The organism is Ralstonia sp. RRA (assembly GCF_037023145.1).
Classification (GTDB): domain Bacteria; phylum Pseudomonadota; class Gammaproteobacteria; order Burkholderiales; family Burkholderiaceae; genus Ralstonia.
In genome coordinates, this window is record NZ_CP146091.1 from 3,745,895 (window position 1) to 3,758,952 (window position 13,058).

Annotated in this window: 16 protein-coding genes and 2 pseudogenes; 6 read left to right on the forward strand and 12 right to left on the reverse strand. The window is 63.9% G+C overall.

Features of this window, described 5'->3' with window-relative positions; all coding sequences use genetic code 11:
* The first annotated feature begins 82 nt into the window (after nt 1–82).
* The 3 genes from rpsU (at nt 83) to V6657_RS17980 (ending at nt 1,154) form a co-directional block, all read left to right on the forward strand.
* Nucleotides 83–295 carry a 30S ribosomal protein S21 gene (rpsU, locus tag V6657_RS17970; protein WP_021196898.1) on the forward strand — a complete coding sequence of 71 codons (213 nt, stop codon included), beginning with the start codon at nt 83–85 and terminating at the stop codon, nt 293–295.
* Nucleotides 296–704: 409 nt separating this feature from the next.
* On the forward strand, nt 705–881 hold the full coding sequence (locus V6657_RS17975; RefSeq protein ID WP_160315298.1) for a hypothetical protein: 177 nt from the start codon (nt 705–707) through the stop codon (nt 879–881).
* A gap of 21 nt (nt 882–902) precedes the next feature.
* Nucleotides 903–1,154 (forward strand): hypothetical protein, encoded by a 252-nt coding sequence (locus tag V6657_RS17980; RefSeq protein WP_048934403.1) that lies wholly within the window; start codon nt 903–905, stop codon nt 1,152–1,154.
* Nucleotides 1,155–1,169: 15 nt separating this feature from the next.
* On the opposite strand, the pseudogene V6657_RS17985 reads toward V6657_RS17980, so the two are convergent.
* The 6 genes and pseudogenes from V6657_RS17985 to V6657_RS18010 form a co-directional block, all read right to left on the reverse strand.
* Nucleotides 1,170–1,319 (reverse strand): annotated as a pseudogene (locus V6657_RS17985) (phosphotyrosine protein phosphatase); the annotation flags it as partial.
* Nucleotides 1,320–1,596: 277 nt separating this feature from the next.
* The gene (locus V6657_RS17990; protein WP_048934404.1) at nt 1,597–2,256 is read right to left on the reverse strand and encodes a hypothetical protein; all 660 of its coding nucleotides are present in this window, start codon (nt 2,254–2,256) and stop codon (nt 1,597–1,599) included.
* A gap of 579 nt (nt 2,257–2,835) precedes the next feature.
* On the reverse strand, nt 2,836–3,690 hold the full coding sequence (locus V6657_RS17995) for a metallophosphoesterase (protein WP_048934406.1): 855 nt from the start codon (nt 3,688–3,690) through the stop codon (nt 2,836–2,838).
* Between the two features lie 5 nt (nt 3,691–3,695).
* Nucleotides 3,696–4,094, reverse strand: a complete 399-nt coding sequence (locus V6657_RS18000) for an NUDIX hydrolase (RefSeq protein ID WP_048934407.1) — start codon at nt 4,092–4,094, stop codon at nt 3,696–3,698.
* Between the two features lie 30 nt (nt 4,095–4,124).
* Nucleotides 4,125–4,751, reverse strand: coding sequence for a hypothetical protein (locus tag V6657_RS18005; RefSeq protein WP_048934408.1), 627 nt, complete (start codon nt 4,749–4,751; stop codon nt 4,125–4,127).
* A gap of 32 nt (nt 4,752–4,783) precedes the next feature.
* Entirely contained in the window at nt 4,784–5,692 is a 909-nt protein-coding gene (locus V6657_RS18010; RefSeq protein WP_048934409.1) for a LysR family transcriptional regulator, read from the reverse strand.
* Nucleotides 5,693–5,817: 125 nt separating this feature from the next.
* Here V6657_RS18010 and V6657_RS18015 point away from each other — a divergent pair, with 125 nt between their 5' ends.
* Nucleotides 5,818–6,837 carry an NAD(P)-dependent alcohol dehydrogenase gene (locus V6657_RS18015; RefSeq protein ID WP_048934410.1) on the forward strand — a complete coding sequence of 340 codons (1,020 nt, stop codon included), beginning with the start codon at nt 5,818–5,820 and terminating at the stop codon, nt 6,835–6,837.
* Between the two features lie 100 nt (nt 6,838–6,937).
* On the opposite strand, the gene V6657_RS18020 is transcribed toward V6657_RS18015, so the two are convergent.
* Nucleotides 6,938–7,264, reverse strand: coding sequence for an EthD family reductase (locus V6657_RS18020; RefSeq protein ID WP_048934485.1), 327 nt, complete (start codon nt 7,262–7,264; stop codon nt 6,938–6,940).
* Nucleotides 7,265–7,528: 264 nt separating this feature from the next.
* Here V6657_RS18020 and V6657_RS18025 point away from each other — a divergent pair, with 264 nt between their 5' ends.
* Entirely contained in the window at nt 7,529–7,768 is a 240-nt protein-coding gene (locus tag V6657_RS18025) for a hypothetical protein (RefSeq protein WP_048934411.1), read from the forward strand.
* 138 nt (nt 7,769–7,906) lie between these two features.
* Here V6657_RS18025 and mnmE read toward each other — a convergent pair whose 3' ends face one another.
* A complete protein-coding gene (mnmE, locus tag V6657_RS18030) occupies nt 7,907–9,352 on the reverse strand; it encodes a tRNA uridine-5-carboxymethylaminomethyl(34) synthesis GTPase MnmE (RefSeq protein WP_048934412.1) in 1,446 nt (481 codons plus the stop codon).
* 59 nt (nt 9,353–9,411) lie between these two features.
* On the opposite strand from mnmE, the pseudogene V6657_RS18035 reads away from it, so the two are divergent.
* Nucleotides 9,412–9,809, forward strand: a pseudogene (locus V6657_RS18035) (VOC family protein).
* A gap of 65 nt (nt 9,810–9,874) precedes the next feature.
* Here V6657_RS18035 and yidC read toward each other — a convergent pair.
* The 4 genes from yidC to rpmH form a co-directional block, all read right to left on the reverse strand.
* Nucleotides 9,875–11,530, reverse strand: a complete 1,656-nt coding sequence (gene yidC, locus V6657_RS18040; protein ID WP_048934414.1) for a membrane protein insertase YidC — start codon at nt 11,528–11,530, stop codon at nt 9,875–9,877.
* A 6-nt stretch (nt 11,531–11,536) separates the two neighbouring features.
* Nucleotides 11,537–11,851, reverse strand: coding sequence for a membrane protein insertion efficiency factor YidD (gene yidD / locus V6657_RS18045; protein ID WP_021196882.1), 315 nt, complete (start codon nt 11,849–11,851; stop codon nt 11,537–11,539).
* On the reverse strand, nt 11,848–12,273 hold the full coding sequence (gene rnpA / locus V6657_RS18050; RefSeq protein WP_048934415.1) for a ribonuclease P protein component: 426 nt from the start codon (nt 12,271–12,273) through the stop codon (nt 11,848–11,850). Before rnpA ends, yidD begins: the two co-directional genes overlap by 4 nt.
* Before the next feature lie 73 nt (nt 12,274–12,346).
* Complete coding sequence (rpmH, locus tag V6657_RS18055; protein ID WP_003262958.1) at nt 12,347–12,481, reverse strand: 50S ribosomal protein L34; 135 nt, start codon at nt 12,479–12,481, stop codon at nt 12,347–12,349.
* Nucleotides 12,482–13,058 lie beyond the last annotated feature (577 nt).

The following is a 13,058-nucleotide window of genomic DNA, read 5'->3' on the forward strand; positions in this document are numbered from 1 at the left end:
CAATTCAACTACACTGCACGCCCTCTGGGCGGTATATAATCCGCTGTTTCGCCGTCCACCCGAATACTGAGTAAGGGATACGATGACCACTGTCCGTCTGAAAGAAAACGAACCGGTTGAAGTTGCGCTGCGCCGCTTCCGCCGTGAAATCGAGCGCACTGGCCTGATCAAGGAACTGCGCGCCCGCACCGCTTACGAAAAGCCGACCACCGAGCGCAAGCGCAAGAAGGCTGCCGCTGTGTCGCGCACGCGTAAACGCCTGCGTTCGCAAATGCTGCCGAAGAAGCTTTACTAAGATCGTGTCGTTGTTCCGGTAGCACCAACTGGGTGCTGCCGTTGGCGGTGTGGAGTCGATCGACTTCCAGTTCGCCGAGCTTGGTTCGTAGTGTGCCTTGCACGCACCCGAAAGCCCTTTCGGGACCCGGCCAACGCTCCAACCCCCGATACAGAAGCTCGCAAGATGCGGTTGATGGCCCAAGCGCCGTTCTCCGCGGCTTCGGCGCGCCTTCGCGCGCATGTTCTGTTGCAAACGACTTCCGCCAGCGGTGATTGACCGGCTGGCTGTTGGCGTTTGTCGCGCACACTCTCCTCCTCGCCCATCCCTCGCATCGCCATAGATGCGAATTTTGCGCGGCCCCCTCGTCTCTTTACGACTTTTTGACGGGCACAGCCGTACGCTGCAGGTATCCCAGACTGCAGACGCAATGCGTCTTCCGATCATGAACCTGATGAGCCATTGGCTGCTCGGCGCGGGCGCCCTGCTGGCCATCCTTGCCCTGTTTGCCATCGAGTACATTGGCGTTGAGCGTGCGGCGCGTCGTAACGCCGAGGCTGAGGCCCATTTGCCCAAGCCTGCGGGGGACGACGCATCCGTCCTTTGACCCCAGCTTCTCGAGGCGACGATGCCAACCCATTCCAACGACTACTGGTTCCCTGCCAAGCGCTACGGGTGGGGTTGGGGGCTGCCGTCTCGCTGGCAAGGCTGGGTGGTGATCGCCATCTATGCCGTGCTGCTGGCGGCAGGCATTGTTGTGCTGCGCCCGCATGCCCAGCCGGTGAGTTTCGTGCTCTATACGCTGGCGCTGAGTCTGTTGCTCGTGCTGGTGTGCTGGTGGAAGGGCGAGCCGCCGCGCTGGCGCTGGGGTGGGAATTGACCGTCGCGCCAGCAGCTAACAACGCAGGTAGGGGCCAGCCCGCTTCTCCAGCAGGACGACGAATTCCGGTTGCATGAACGCGTAGTCGCCGGGAATCTCCTGGCACACCAAACGCTTGCCGCACAGATGCACCCCAAACCGTTGCGACAGGCGGCACTGGTGGCTGCACTTCAGCCTAGTCGAGCTGTTCGGTGTCGAGTGGCGCGACTGCACCGGCTCTCCACAGGCTGCAACGCGATCCCCTTGCGCCAGAATGTTGATCGCGCCGACTACATCGGCGTTGTTATCGAAACCGCAGTCGACGCCTCGGCGCTGCCTGCCGCAGACTTGCACATCTTTCCCACCTGCGCGTCTTCGAACACCGTCGCGTGGTTTTTGCTGGTTGTGGGCCTCAAGTCGTTCAGCGCGCCGTTTCGGCGCACCGGTGTAACAAGGGCCCCACTCAGAACCGATATGACACCCCGATCTGTATTACGGGATACCAGCGATAGCGCGACATCTCGCTTCGCAGCTGCTGCAGGCCATTCGTGGCGATAAGCTGACTATTTACGGGGCCGACCCTTGCGGCCAATTGCGGCGACAGGGTATAGGAAGATTTTGGTATGCCATAAGCGACACCGAGATCCGCAATGAAGCCGAACCCCTTGGACTCCGGCCGATGGCCGTAGCCGATGCCGAAATATGGCATCACGGTTGGATATCGGGCTTTTGCGACGGCATACATGCCCGGCAATGCGCGAACCTTTCTGCCGGCGAACGTGTATGTGCCATTGGTTGGCACCGAGGTGCCGCTGAGTTCGTCGTCGGAAAATCGTGCACCAGCGGTTGTTCGAAAGCCGCAGTCACGCAAGGGGAAGATGTCGGCGTAAATGCCCCCCTGCCGAAGCCGAATGTCATCCTGATAGCGATTGCCGCCGAAGCTGAAGTTGTGCGACAAGTTGATCGCATTGAAATCGACATGCGCGCCAAGCATCGAATTGAAGCTTACTGCCGCTCCAATGCCGGCACCCTGTGTACCACCTTGCAGAAATATCTCCTGCGCCTGCGCGCTGCCAACGAACATCACCCCCATTGCTACCCACAAATAGACGGTCTTTTTCACGGACGTCTCCCTAGACGTGTCTAGGCCGCGAGCGTTTCGACTTAAGCGGTTAGGTCTTTCACCGCAACGCGCTCGGCGTTTCACTCGCGCAACGTCCCCCTGTTGTTTTCACTATTGATCGGATCGCAACTCACGCTACGGGTGCGCCACGCAGATATGGCTGGGGTGCATAGCCCCCGCGCTCTGTCGCGCCCCTGCTCGATCCAATCCTGATTGCGCTCTCCCCTGCGGCCCTCGTGCGTTGGTCGACATTGCTCTGTCGAGGCTCGCACGCGGTCGCGTTGGGATCACTGCAAGGAGCGCGCCATCGGGCGCAAACCCAATCGGGGTGGGCGTTTTCCATGGCGGTCACGGATCGCGAGCGCGCCAGACGGGGTGGATGTATCAGAATTGATGCGTGGTATCCCGCGGTCAGTGCCCGCTCGGGGCAAGCAGTCGATGAACCGGATGAGCAGGTGGGGATCGCCGCGTATGCGGAATACTTTCGTGTCGAGCCGGAACCGGTGCGGGTTGGTGTGCTGGTGGAGGGCGCCGCCGCGTTGGCAGTGGGGTGGGGATGGATAGTCCCAGAGGTCGCGCCTAGCTAGCCGCCTGAATGGTGTAGAGATGCACCTCTGACGGTGAAAACAACCGGATCGGCAGATCGCTCATGCCGATGCCGCGGCTGGTCACCAGCCGCCCGCCTTCCGCCAATTCAAAGTACCCGCTGGCAAAGCGTCGGTCGCCGGAGCCCGACGGCAGTACGATCGGACGGCCATCCGGGCGCGCGATCTGCCCACCGTGGGTGTGGCCGCAGAACGCAAGATCGAACGGATAGGCACGTACGTGCCGTAAGCCCAGCGGCGAATGCATCAGCAACAGCCTGCGTGCACCGGCGCCGCTGAACGTGCGGGCGGGGTCTGGTTGCCCGACGCCTGGCTCATCGAGCCCACATACATAGAGCTCGTCATAGGGCGGCGGCAGGCGCACCGCTTCGTTGACGAGCATGCGCACGTCCGCCGCCTCCAGTTGCAGGCGGATGAACGTGTCATCCACCCAAAGATCGTGATTGCCGAACACACCAAACTTGCCGGCCGGTGCCGGCAGTTCCCGCAAACGCGCGGCCAATCCGGTGACATGTCTGTGATGCAGCGAAACGAAATCGCCGCCGAGCAGGATCACGTGCGGTGCGAACGCCGCGATCGCTTGCTGCATGGCATCCAGCAGGCGTGGATCGGTCAAGGGTCCCGCGTGGAAGTCTGAAGCGAAGGCGACTCTGAGCGGCTCGGCCGACGGTGCACTCAACGGCACTGTTACATCACGGCGATCAATATGCAGGCGCCCCTGCAGGCCGAGCGCATGCGCGGCGCGGGCCGCCCAGCCATTGGCGTAGAAGAGCGCTTCGGCGGTCTCGCCGGCGCGCCGCCACCAGTTGTAGTACCGGCCTCGGCCCATGTCTGCTAAACCGGTTGGACCGACGCGCCGCACACTGCCGCAATCGATGCGCGATACCCGTCAGGCAGATTCATCGGCAGCGCATCCGGCGCAAACAGCCCGAGCCGCTTGTGCTCGTGGCTCACCACCGGCGCAAACGGGCCAACCAGCGTGCAGTCATACGTGGCGATGAACACATGCTTGCCTGGCACGACGTCGAACAGATACGTATCGATGGGTGCGCCAACGTGCGCCGCCAGGTTCAGCTCTTCCGCAATCTCGCGCGCGAGGCACTCGGCGGACGATTCCCCTAGCTCGATACGGCCGCCGGGCAGCTCCCACGCTTCGCGCTCATTGAGCAGCAAAACGACCTCACCGGTGGGCGCGCGCAGCACGCCCTTGACGGAGACGGGGTAGGTGGACATGGCGCTCATGGTGGTGGTTGGCTGTGTCGGTTACGGCCCATCCGCCACGTTGGCGGTGCCGCTCGACGTGCCCAGATGCAGTTCCTGGTCGAAGGCGCGGTTCACGTCGCAGTATTGCGCGCGTGCGGGTTGAGACTTCTGCCAGCGGAACGACAGCCTGGGATGGCCCGGTGTGCCATCGGTGTTCTCCGTCAGCACGTAGTAGTCGAAGCGTACGTTGGCATCGGCGGCGTAGCTGGCACCGGCTTCGCGGTTGGCGAGGATGAGCACGGCGGGCTTGCCGCCCTGCGCGAGCAGAAGCCGGAAGTCATGCAGCAGGCAGTCTGCGCCACCGCCGGTCGTTACGTGCAGTTGCTCTTGCTCATTGCCACCGCCGCCGTCATTGCGGCGGAAGATCGGTACGAGGCTCCAGGGTTGCGCGCGGCCTGCTGCGCCGTCGCGCACAAAGAAGGTCACCACATCAAAGCTGTGCGCATTGAAGTTCTCGCGCCATGCGCGGACGGCGATTGCATCGTAGCTGCGCAGTTTCAGCGCGTTGACGCCGTTACGTATGGGCATCAGCGTGTAGCCGGCCTGCGCGGTGGCTGCGCCGGAGAGGCCGAGCAACGTCAGGCCCAGTACGACGCGGTTGTTCAGGTAGTGGCGGACCTTGCGCACCGGTGTCTCCGTTGGTGAATGGCTGCGGTGGTTCAAACGTGCGCCAGCAGGCGAGGTACCTCATCGACAAGGGCGTCGATGGCCACGCGCACTTTGAGTGGCATGTGGCGGGTCTTCAGCCAGAGCACGTTGATCTGCGCATCGAGCACGCCCTCATGGCCCATGACGACCCTGAGCTGGCCAGCGGTCAAGTATGACGGAATGAGCCAGCAGGGCAGCCATGCCAGCCCCGCCCCCGCTGCTGCGGCGTCTGCGATGGAGAGCAGGTCATCCAGCCGCAGGCGCGATGCGGGCTGATAGGTCTGCATCTGCCCATCCGGCCCAGGAAGGCGCCACGGCGTGTGGTGCGCGCCGCGCGCGTAGACGATGCAGGCATGTGCATCCAGATCGTGCAGCGTTGCCGGGTGGCCGTGCTGTTCGAGATAGGCGGGCGACGCGCAGAGCGCCATCCGATTGAAGCCCAACTGGCGGCTGACCAGCGTGGCGTGGTCCGGCAGCGGGCCCATGCGTACGGCGATGTCGAAGCGGTCTTCCACCAGGTCCGCCATGCGGTCACTGAACGCGATCTCGACTTCCAGCAGCGGGTGACGCTCGATCAGTCGACGCATGACGGGCGCAATGCACTGTCTGCCGAACAGCACGGGCACGGTCATCCGCAAGCAGCCGGTCGGCTCGCGCCGGCTGGCGAGCAAGGCCGCTTCCGTTTCGCTCAACTCGGTCAGCAGACGCTTGCATTGCTCGTAGTAAAGCGCGCCTTCGCCGGTCAGGTTCAGGCTGCGGGTCGTTCGCTGCAGCAGCCGCGTGTTCAGGCGCTGCTCCAGCCGGGCGATGACCTTGGCCACCGCCGAGCGCGTGACCCCCAACTGCGCCGCCGCCGCCGCAAAGCTGCCCGACTCGACCACGTTCACAAATTCGGCCACGCCGCTGAGCCGATCGTCCATCCAAACCTGCTCCGTTTCGGTTGATCAAATGGTGCCTCACGGGCGACGGTGAGTCTACCAAATGGAGTCAATGCGTCTCATGTGGAAACAATAAGATCGGTGCTTCATTGGAACGGGGAATTCACATGAAAGCATGGCAAGTCAGGCCGGGACACGGCATTGCGGGATTGCAGCAGATCGACACGGACGCACGAGAGCCAGGGCCCGCTGAGGTGCTTGTGAGCATGCGGGCGGCCTCCCTGAACTACCGCGACTGGATGGCCGCGCGCGGCGACTACCCGGGCATCGATGGCACACCGCGCATTGCGCTGAGCGATGGCGCAGGCGAGGTGGTTGCGGTGGGGGCGCGTGTGACCCGGTTCAAACCGGGGGATCGCGTGATCAACACCTATTTCCCGAACTGGATCGACGGCGAAATCGCACTTTGGAAGATTGCCGAATCGCCCGGTGCGACATTCGATGGTGTGCTGGCCGAACAGTTTGTCGCCGACGAATCCACGCTGGCCGCGATTCCTGCGCACCTGAGTTTTGAGGAGGCGGCCACGATCTCCTGCGCGGGAATCACGGCCTGGAATGCGCTGTTCGCGAATGCCGTGGTCAAGCCGGGGGCGACGGCGCTGCTGCTGGGGACGGGCGGCGTCTCGATCTGGGCGCTGCAGTTGGCAAAGGCGGCGGGGCTGCGCGCCATCATCACCTCATCCAGCGATGAGAAGCTGGCGCGGGCTCGGCAGCTCGGCGCGGATGCAACCATCAACTACCGTACCGTGCCCGAGTGGCAGCACGAAGTGTTGCGGCTGACCGGTGGCGCGGGCGCCGACGTGGTGGTGGAGGTGGGTGGATACGACACGATGGCGCGCTCGATTGCGGCCACCCGGCTGGGCGGTGTCGTCTCCATCACGGGTTTGCTGAGCGGCTTTGCGGGCGTGGATTTCGGCCTGCGCAGTCTGTTCGACGTTGCCAAGCACCTGCACGGTGTGATCGTCGGCAGCCGCACGGTGCTCGACGAGGTGGTTCGGCTGGTCGACGTGCAGCAGATCCGCCCGGTGGTCGATCGTGTCTTCGGTTTTGATGAGGTGCCGGCCGCGTATGACTACCTGCAGTCGGGGCGGCACTTCGGCAAGGTGGTGGTTCGGGTCGGGGGGTGAGGGGGATGCCCTCGGCGAGCGGTCCTGCGTTTCAGCGGGCCGTTCGCTACTTCGATACAGAACCCGGCGCTGAGCTACGGATGGCTTACCTGAACCGTTTTCAGGCCTCCGAACGCTCCACGACCACCTCACTGATTTGCAGCACGGGTTGGATATCCGTGTAATTGGCGATGTCGGCCCGAATCTCCTGCGCGTGCGGGGCGCGGGCTGCCAGGAATGCTTCGACAGAAGTACAGACGAAGTCGCACTTGGCCACGTAAACAGGGTCAGCGCCCGGCGCACCCCCTGCGATGCCCTTGTCGATCGTGTAGTACAGACACGCAGCGCCGAGCAGCTGTTTCATCATGGGCATATGCCGCTCGCGGTAGTACGCATGATCGAATCGGGCGCCTGCGGCGTACGGGTACATGACACTGACTTTGATCATCGGGTTCTCCTGTTGCTGCACGGTAATCGAGGCGCCGCTGCCCGCGACGACGACATCGACGTCGCCGGTATAGGGCGTGGCCAAGGCGTCTTCCAGAATCGGCGTACTGATTCTTCTGATTGTAAGCACCCGGTGAGCCCGTCGTGCCGGTGAGATAGCGCCGGGTGTCCAACGATGCGGGAGTTCTCCCAGCCAATCGTCGATCGCTATCCGCAAGATCAACACTGGTATGCTGACCGACACCATCACCAGTTGGAGGGCGACATGGCTGCAAAGAAGGTCACCAAGAAGAAGTACCTGAAGATCCTCAACAAGCGCCTGCGAGCCGAGCCGGATGTGTCGCACAGCACGCAGTTTGTCTTCTACCCTCTCGGGGCGAAGGCCAAGCATGCCACCGGCGTGGTCGCCAGCGAACCCTACAGCAAGCCCGAGTTCGCCATCATGGCTGCCATTCAACGCCAGGCGGCCAGCGAGTTCATCGTTGTCAGTGAGGGGGCCGCGTAGGCAACGGCTGAAGTCCTGCTGTGCCGCGTGATTCTGCGCGTGCCTTTGGCGCAGGGTCTCACGGCATCAGCAGCCTCAAACATCGTCATCCGGATGATTGGGACGTCTCGGCAATCTTGGGCACCCCTGGGCGCCTGACTACTTGCCGATACAGAACCGACTAAAGATCACACCTAGCAGATCATCACTGGAGAACGCTCCCGTGATGCTGTTCAATGCCTCCTGCGCCAGCCGCAGTTCCTCGGCAAACAGATCGAGCGATTGCGCTTGCTGATCGGCATGCTCAGCCGCAAAGGCCAGGTGTTCCTTGGCCGAGCGCAAGGCCGCGAGATGGCGTTCACGCGCCAGGTACAACCCCTCGCCGCCGCCCTGCCAGCCGGCAATCTCCAGCAATGCCGCGCGCAGAAGTTCAACGCCCACACCATCGCGCGCTGAGAGCCAGACCTCTGGCGGCACGGCATCCACGCGGCCGGCCACGGCCACACCCGTCAGGTCGATCTTGTTGATGACACGCAGCGTCGGCACGCCAGTCGGTACGTGTTCAGCGATGCGGGCGTCGATGGCCGTGTCTTCGGCGGACAGGCCGGTGCTGCGATAGTCCGCAGCATCCAGCAGGTGCAGCACCACATCCGCACGCGCGATGGCGGCCCAGGTGCGTTCGATGCCGATGCGCTCCACCTCGTCTTCCGTATCGCGCAGGCCGGCCGTGTCGACAATGTTCAGCGGGATGCCTTCAATCTGGATGGTCTGCTGCACCTTGTCGCGCGTGGTACCGGCGATGGGCGTGACGATGGCAAGCTCCGCGCCGGCCAGGGCATTGAGCAACGACGATTTGCCCACGTTCGGTTGCCCGGCCAGCACCACGTGCAGGCCTTCGCGCAGGAGTGCACCCTGTCGCGCCTGCGCCAGCACACCATCAACCGCCGTGCGAATGCCGGCAAGCTGCCCGCGCGCATCGGAGGCCTCGAGAAAGTCGATTTCCTCTTCCGGAAAATCCAGCGTTGCTTCCACCAGCATGCGCAGATGGATCACGCGTTCGACCAGCGCATGCACCGCCTGCGAGAACGCACCGTCGAGCGAGCGTGCGGCTGAGCGCGCCGCCGCTTCGGTGCTCGCCTCGATCAGGTCGGCAACGGCTTCAGCCTGCGCCAGATCCATCTTGTCGTTGAGGAAGGCGCGGCGCGTGAACTCGCCGGGTTCCGCCACGCGCAGGCCGATCTCGCGGCCGGCAGCCAGACAGCGCTGCAGCAGCAGTTGCATCACCACCGGGCCGCCGTGGCCCTGCAGTTCGAGCACGTCTTCGCCGGTGTACGAATGCGGTGCCGGAAACCACAGCGCGATGCCGCGGTCGATGGCGCCGCCGTCGGCGTCAAGGAAGGGCAGGTAGGTTGCCTGGCGTGGCGTCAGCAGCCGTCCGCACACGGCCTGCATGACGGCGCGCACGTCAGGCCCCGACACGCGCACGACCCCAATGCCGCCGCGCCCAGGCGCAGTGGCAATCGCTGCGATGGGAATGGTGAGGATGGGTGCGCGCGGGGCGTCGGAGGCGCTTGGCAAGGTCGTGGGGTGGTCAGCAGCAGTCATGGGCGGTATTGTGCGGCAGCCGCGCAGTTGCGCGCCAGTTTCCAACCAGGGAGATTCGGATGATCGATCACACCGGCGTCGTTGTCAGCGACTTCGAGGCCAGCAAGCGGTTTTACGAACAGGCACTGGGCGCCATTGGCCTGGCCAAGGTGCTGGAGTTTCCAGCCGCCGTGACGGGGCACACCGATGTGGCCGGCTTTGGTCCGCCGGGCAAGGCGGAGTTCTGGATCTCGGCCGCAACGGCCGGGCAGACGCCGAACACGCCGCCGCTGCACGTGGCGTTTCGCGTCGACACGCGCGCCGAGGTGGAGGCGTTCTACGCAGCAGCGATGGCTGCCGGCGGCACTGACAACGGTGGCCCCGGCCTGCGCGCACACTACACCCGAACTACTACGGCGCCTTTGTGCGCGATCCGGACGGCCACAACATCGAGGCGGTCTGCCATACACCCGCTTGAAGCGCGTGAGACAGGCATGAAAAAAGGGCACCCGAGGGTGCCCTTTTTGCTGGAGCGCGTTCGCCTTACTTGGCAGGCGCGGCCTTCTTGTTGGTGCCCAGCATGCGGTTGATCGACCATTGCTGCGCGATCGACAAGCAGTTGTTCACCACCCAGTACAGCACCAGGCCAGCCGGGAAGAAGAAGAACATCACCGAGAACGCGATCGGCATGAACATCATCACCTTGGCCTGCACCGGGTCCGGCGGGGTCGGGTTCAGCTTGGTCTGCACGAACATCGACACGGCCATCAGCACCGGCAGGATGTAGAACGGGTCCGGTGCCGACAGATCGTGCACCCAGCCCAGCCACGGCGCACCGCGCATTTCCACCGACGACAGCAGTGCCCAGTACAGCGCCATGAACACCGGAATCTGGATCACGATCGGCAGGCAGCCGCCGAGCGGATTGACCTTCTCGGTGCGGTACAGCGTCATCATCTCCTGGTTCATCTTCTGCGGATCGCCCTTGTGGCGCTCGCGGATGGCCGTCATGCGCGGCTGCAGGTCCTTCATCTTGGCCATCGAACGGTAGCTCGTGGCCGACAGCGGGAAGAACACCAGTTTGATCAGCACCGTCAGTGCCACGATCGACCAGCCCCAGTTGCCCAGCAGCCCGTGAATCTTCTCCAGCAGCCAGAACAGCGGCTTGGCGACGATGGTCAGCCAGCCATAGTCCTTCACCAGATCCAGGCCCGGGGTGATGGCCTCAAGCATGCGCGCTTGCTGCGGGCCGGCGAACAGGCGTGCCGTGGCCGACACGCTGGCGCCCGGCGCCACCGTGCCCAGCGGCTCCTGAATGCCGATGCGGTAGAAGTTGGTGTCGACGCGGTCGACGTAGTACTCACGCTTGACGTTGTCAGCCGGAATCCAGGCCGAGGCAAAGTAGTGCTGCACCATCGCCACCCAGCCGCTGTCGGTCGGGGCCGGCACGTGTGCCTTGCCCTTGTCGATGTCGGAGAAGGTGATCTTGTGGAACTTGTCGCCGTCGGTGTACACGGCCGGGCCGGTGAACGTGCTGTAGAAGCGCGATTGCTCAATCGCGCCGCCGTCGCGGGCCAGTTCCATGTACAGCGTCGGGTTGATCGGTGCGGTGCCGTCGTTGGTCACGTCAAAGCGCGTGTCGATCACGTAGCTGCCGCGCTTGAAGACGTACGTCTTGACCAGCTTGGCGCCGCCCTTGTCGGCGGTCAGCGTGATGGAGACATCGTTGCTGGTGCCCAGATCACGCGGGCCGGTCGAGGCCGCAAACACCGTCGTGTGGTTCGGGAAATCGCCGCCGATGATGCCCGAGCGCGCCAGATAGGTGCGCTCGACGCTGCGGTCGAAGAGCACCATCGGGTTGCCATCGTGGTCCTTCTGGTCCAACAGCTCCAGCTTGGTGACGATCGCGCCGGCCGTGTCGATGGTGGCGCGCACCACGTCGGTCGTGATGACGATCTTTTCCGAAGCCGGTGCCTGCGAGACTGCGCCCGTGGCCGGAGCGGCCTGGGTGCCTGCGGCTGCCGCTGCGGCGCTCTTCGGCACGTCGCCTGCGGGCGTGCTGCCCGGTGCGGCAGTCGTGGCCGTCTGCGGCGTCGGGAAGAACATCGACTGGTGGCCATTCGCGCGTTGCCAGTTGTCGAACAGCAGGACAACCGCCAGCGAGAAGATCACCCAGAGAATGGTGCGTTTGATATCCATGTCGGATTACGGTCTGGGAAGGTGAATCGACGGCCGCACAGCCTGCGTGTCGGCTGCGGTCGCGTCGGTCGATGCGGAATCGGTGGAGCGGGGCACAGCGTCGCCAGCGGCGGGCGGCACAGGATCATACCCGCCTTGTGCGAATGGATGGCAGCGGCATAGACGTTTTGCCGCAAGATAACTGCCATAGCCTGGCCCGTGCGTGATGACGGCGTCGCGCGCGTAGTCGGAGCAGGTCGGCAGGAAGCGGCATTGCGCGCCCACGAAGGGGCTGAACGCCACTTTATAGATGCGCAGCAGAAACAACAGCACGCGCGTCATGACGTGCTCCCGGCGGCAGGCTGGGAAGCAGCGGGTGGGGCAGGCGGAGCCGGCAACGGCCGTGCCGCAATCTCAAAGAGGTGCGACAGCTCTTCGTGGCAGATGCGCTTGAACGCGGCCACGGTGGGCACATCCTGGCGTGGAAACTTGGCGTGCAGGCGGATCAGCACGTCGCGGCCGCCCAGAGACGGCTGCCGCAGGCGAAACAGCTCGCGGCACTGGCGCTTGATGAGATTGCGCTCGACGGCGCGCTTGGCAAATTTCTTGCCAATCACCACACCCAGGCGCGCCTGGGGATGCCCATTGGCGCGCACATACAGCACAAAGTGACGACTGCGCCGGACGGGCCGCAAAGCAAAAACGGATGAGAACTCATCCGTTTTCGTCAGCCTTGCGGCTTTGGGGTAGGCGTGCAAGCCCATCGCCGGCTGGGGGTAAGACTGCGGCAAAAGCCATGGGCAACGGCCAGGGGCCGCCACCCGGGGCGCGGCAGTCTTAGATGGCCAGGCGCTTACGGCCCTTGGCGCGGCGTGCGTTCAGCACGGCACGGCCACCACGGGTCTTCATGCGGACACGGAAACCGTGGGTGCGCTTGCGACGGGTAACGGAAGGTTGGTAGGTACGCTTCATGATGCACTCTCTTGTTAATTGGTGGTGCGGACGCTGCCGCACGCGCCGGGCCTAGGGTCGCCCCGCAAAGCCTGGTGTCGATTCATTAGGAGAAATCGCCCACGCAGACCGCCGTGCGCTGTGTTGTTCACGGGCACCGACGGTATCGGGCCTTAGCCGGATCAGGCGCGCTGGACGAATCCGGCGCCGCGTCTGACGCGAACAAGCGTGCGCTCCCCTGCCGCGCATCGCAGAACCCGCCATTTAAACGATATTTGCTGAATCTGTCAACCCTGGCAGATTGGGGATAACGTGCGCTCCACACCAGAAATCCACCCGCCTGCAAGTTGTCCCCAACGCCTTGTGCGGCCTGGGGCGTTTCGGTGAAAGCCTTGCCGGCATTAGGTTTGCGGGTGGGTGTCAAAAGCAGTTGTCCACTGCTACTCACAGCAGTTCCACAGGTTATCCACAGACTTATCCTTTGTGGATAACTTTCGGCCGGGGGTACAATCCCGTTCCAATAACGAATGCCACCCGGTTTCTGGCTTGTACCAGAGGCCCGGCGGCCGGCCCCGCCCGGGGACGTCGACAGACGCGT

Excerpts from the sequence above, each read along its gene's own strand:
- rpsU (WP_021196898.1), top strand. The coding sequence starts at position 83 with ATGACCACTGTCCGTCTGAAAGAAAACGAACCGGTTGAAGTTGCGCTG.
- V6657_RS17975 (WP_160315298.1), top strand. The coding sequence starts at position 705 with ATGCGTCTTCCGATCATGAACCTGATGAGCCATTGGCTGCTCGGCGCG.
- V6657_RS17980 (WP_048934403.1), top strand. The coding sequence starts at position 903 with ATGCCAACCCATTCCAACGACTACTGGTTCCCTGCCAAGCGCTACGGG.
- V6657_RS17995 (WP_048934406.1), bottom strand. The coding sequence starts at position 3,690 with ATGGGCCGAGGCCGGTACTACAACTGGTGGCGGCGCGCCGGCGAGACC.
- V6657_RS18000 (WP_048934407.1), bottom strand. The coding sequence starts at position 4,094 with ATGTCCACCTACCCCGTCTCCGTCAAGGGCGTGCTGCGCGCGCCCACC.
- V6657_RS18010 (WP_048934409.1), bottom strand. The coding sequence starts at position 5,692 with ATGGACGATCGGCTCAGCGGCGTGGCCGAATTTGTGAACGTGGTCGAG.
- V6657_RS18015 (WP_048934410.1), top strand. The coding sequence starts at position 5,818 with ATGAAAGCATGGCAAGTCAGGCCGGGACACGGCATTGCGGGATTGCAG.
- V6657_RS18020 (WP_048934485.1), bottom strand. The coding sequence starts at position 7,264 with ATGATCAAAGTCAGTGTCATGTACCCGTACGCCGCAGGCGCCCGATTC.
- V6657_RS18025 (WP_048934411.1), top strand. The coding sequence starts at position 7,529 with ATGGCTGCAAAGAAGGTCACCAAGAAGAAGTACCTGAAGATCCTCAAC.
- mnmE (WP_048934412.1), bottom strand. The coding sequence starts at position 9,352 with ATGACTGCTGCTGACCACCCCACGACCTTGCCAAGCGCCTCCGACGCC.
- yidC (WP_048934414.1), bottom strand. The coding sequence starts at position 11,530 with ATGGATATCAAACGCACCATTCTCTGGGTGATCTTCTCGCTGGCGGTT.
- yidD (WP_021196882.1), bottom strand. The coding sequence starts at position 11,851 with ATGACGCGCGTGCTGTTGTTTCTGCTGCGCATCTATAAAGTGGCGTTC.
- rnpA (WP_048934415.1), bottom strand. The coding sequence starts at position 12,273 with ATGGGCTTGCACGCCTACCCCAAAGCCGCAAGGCTGACGAAAACGGAT.
- rpmH (WP_003262958.1), bottom strand. The coding sequence starts at position 12,481 with ATGAAGCGTACCTACCAACCTTCCGTTACCCGTCGCAAGCGCACCCAC.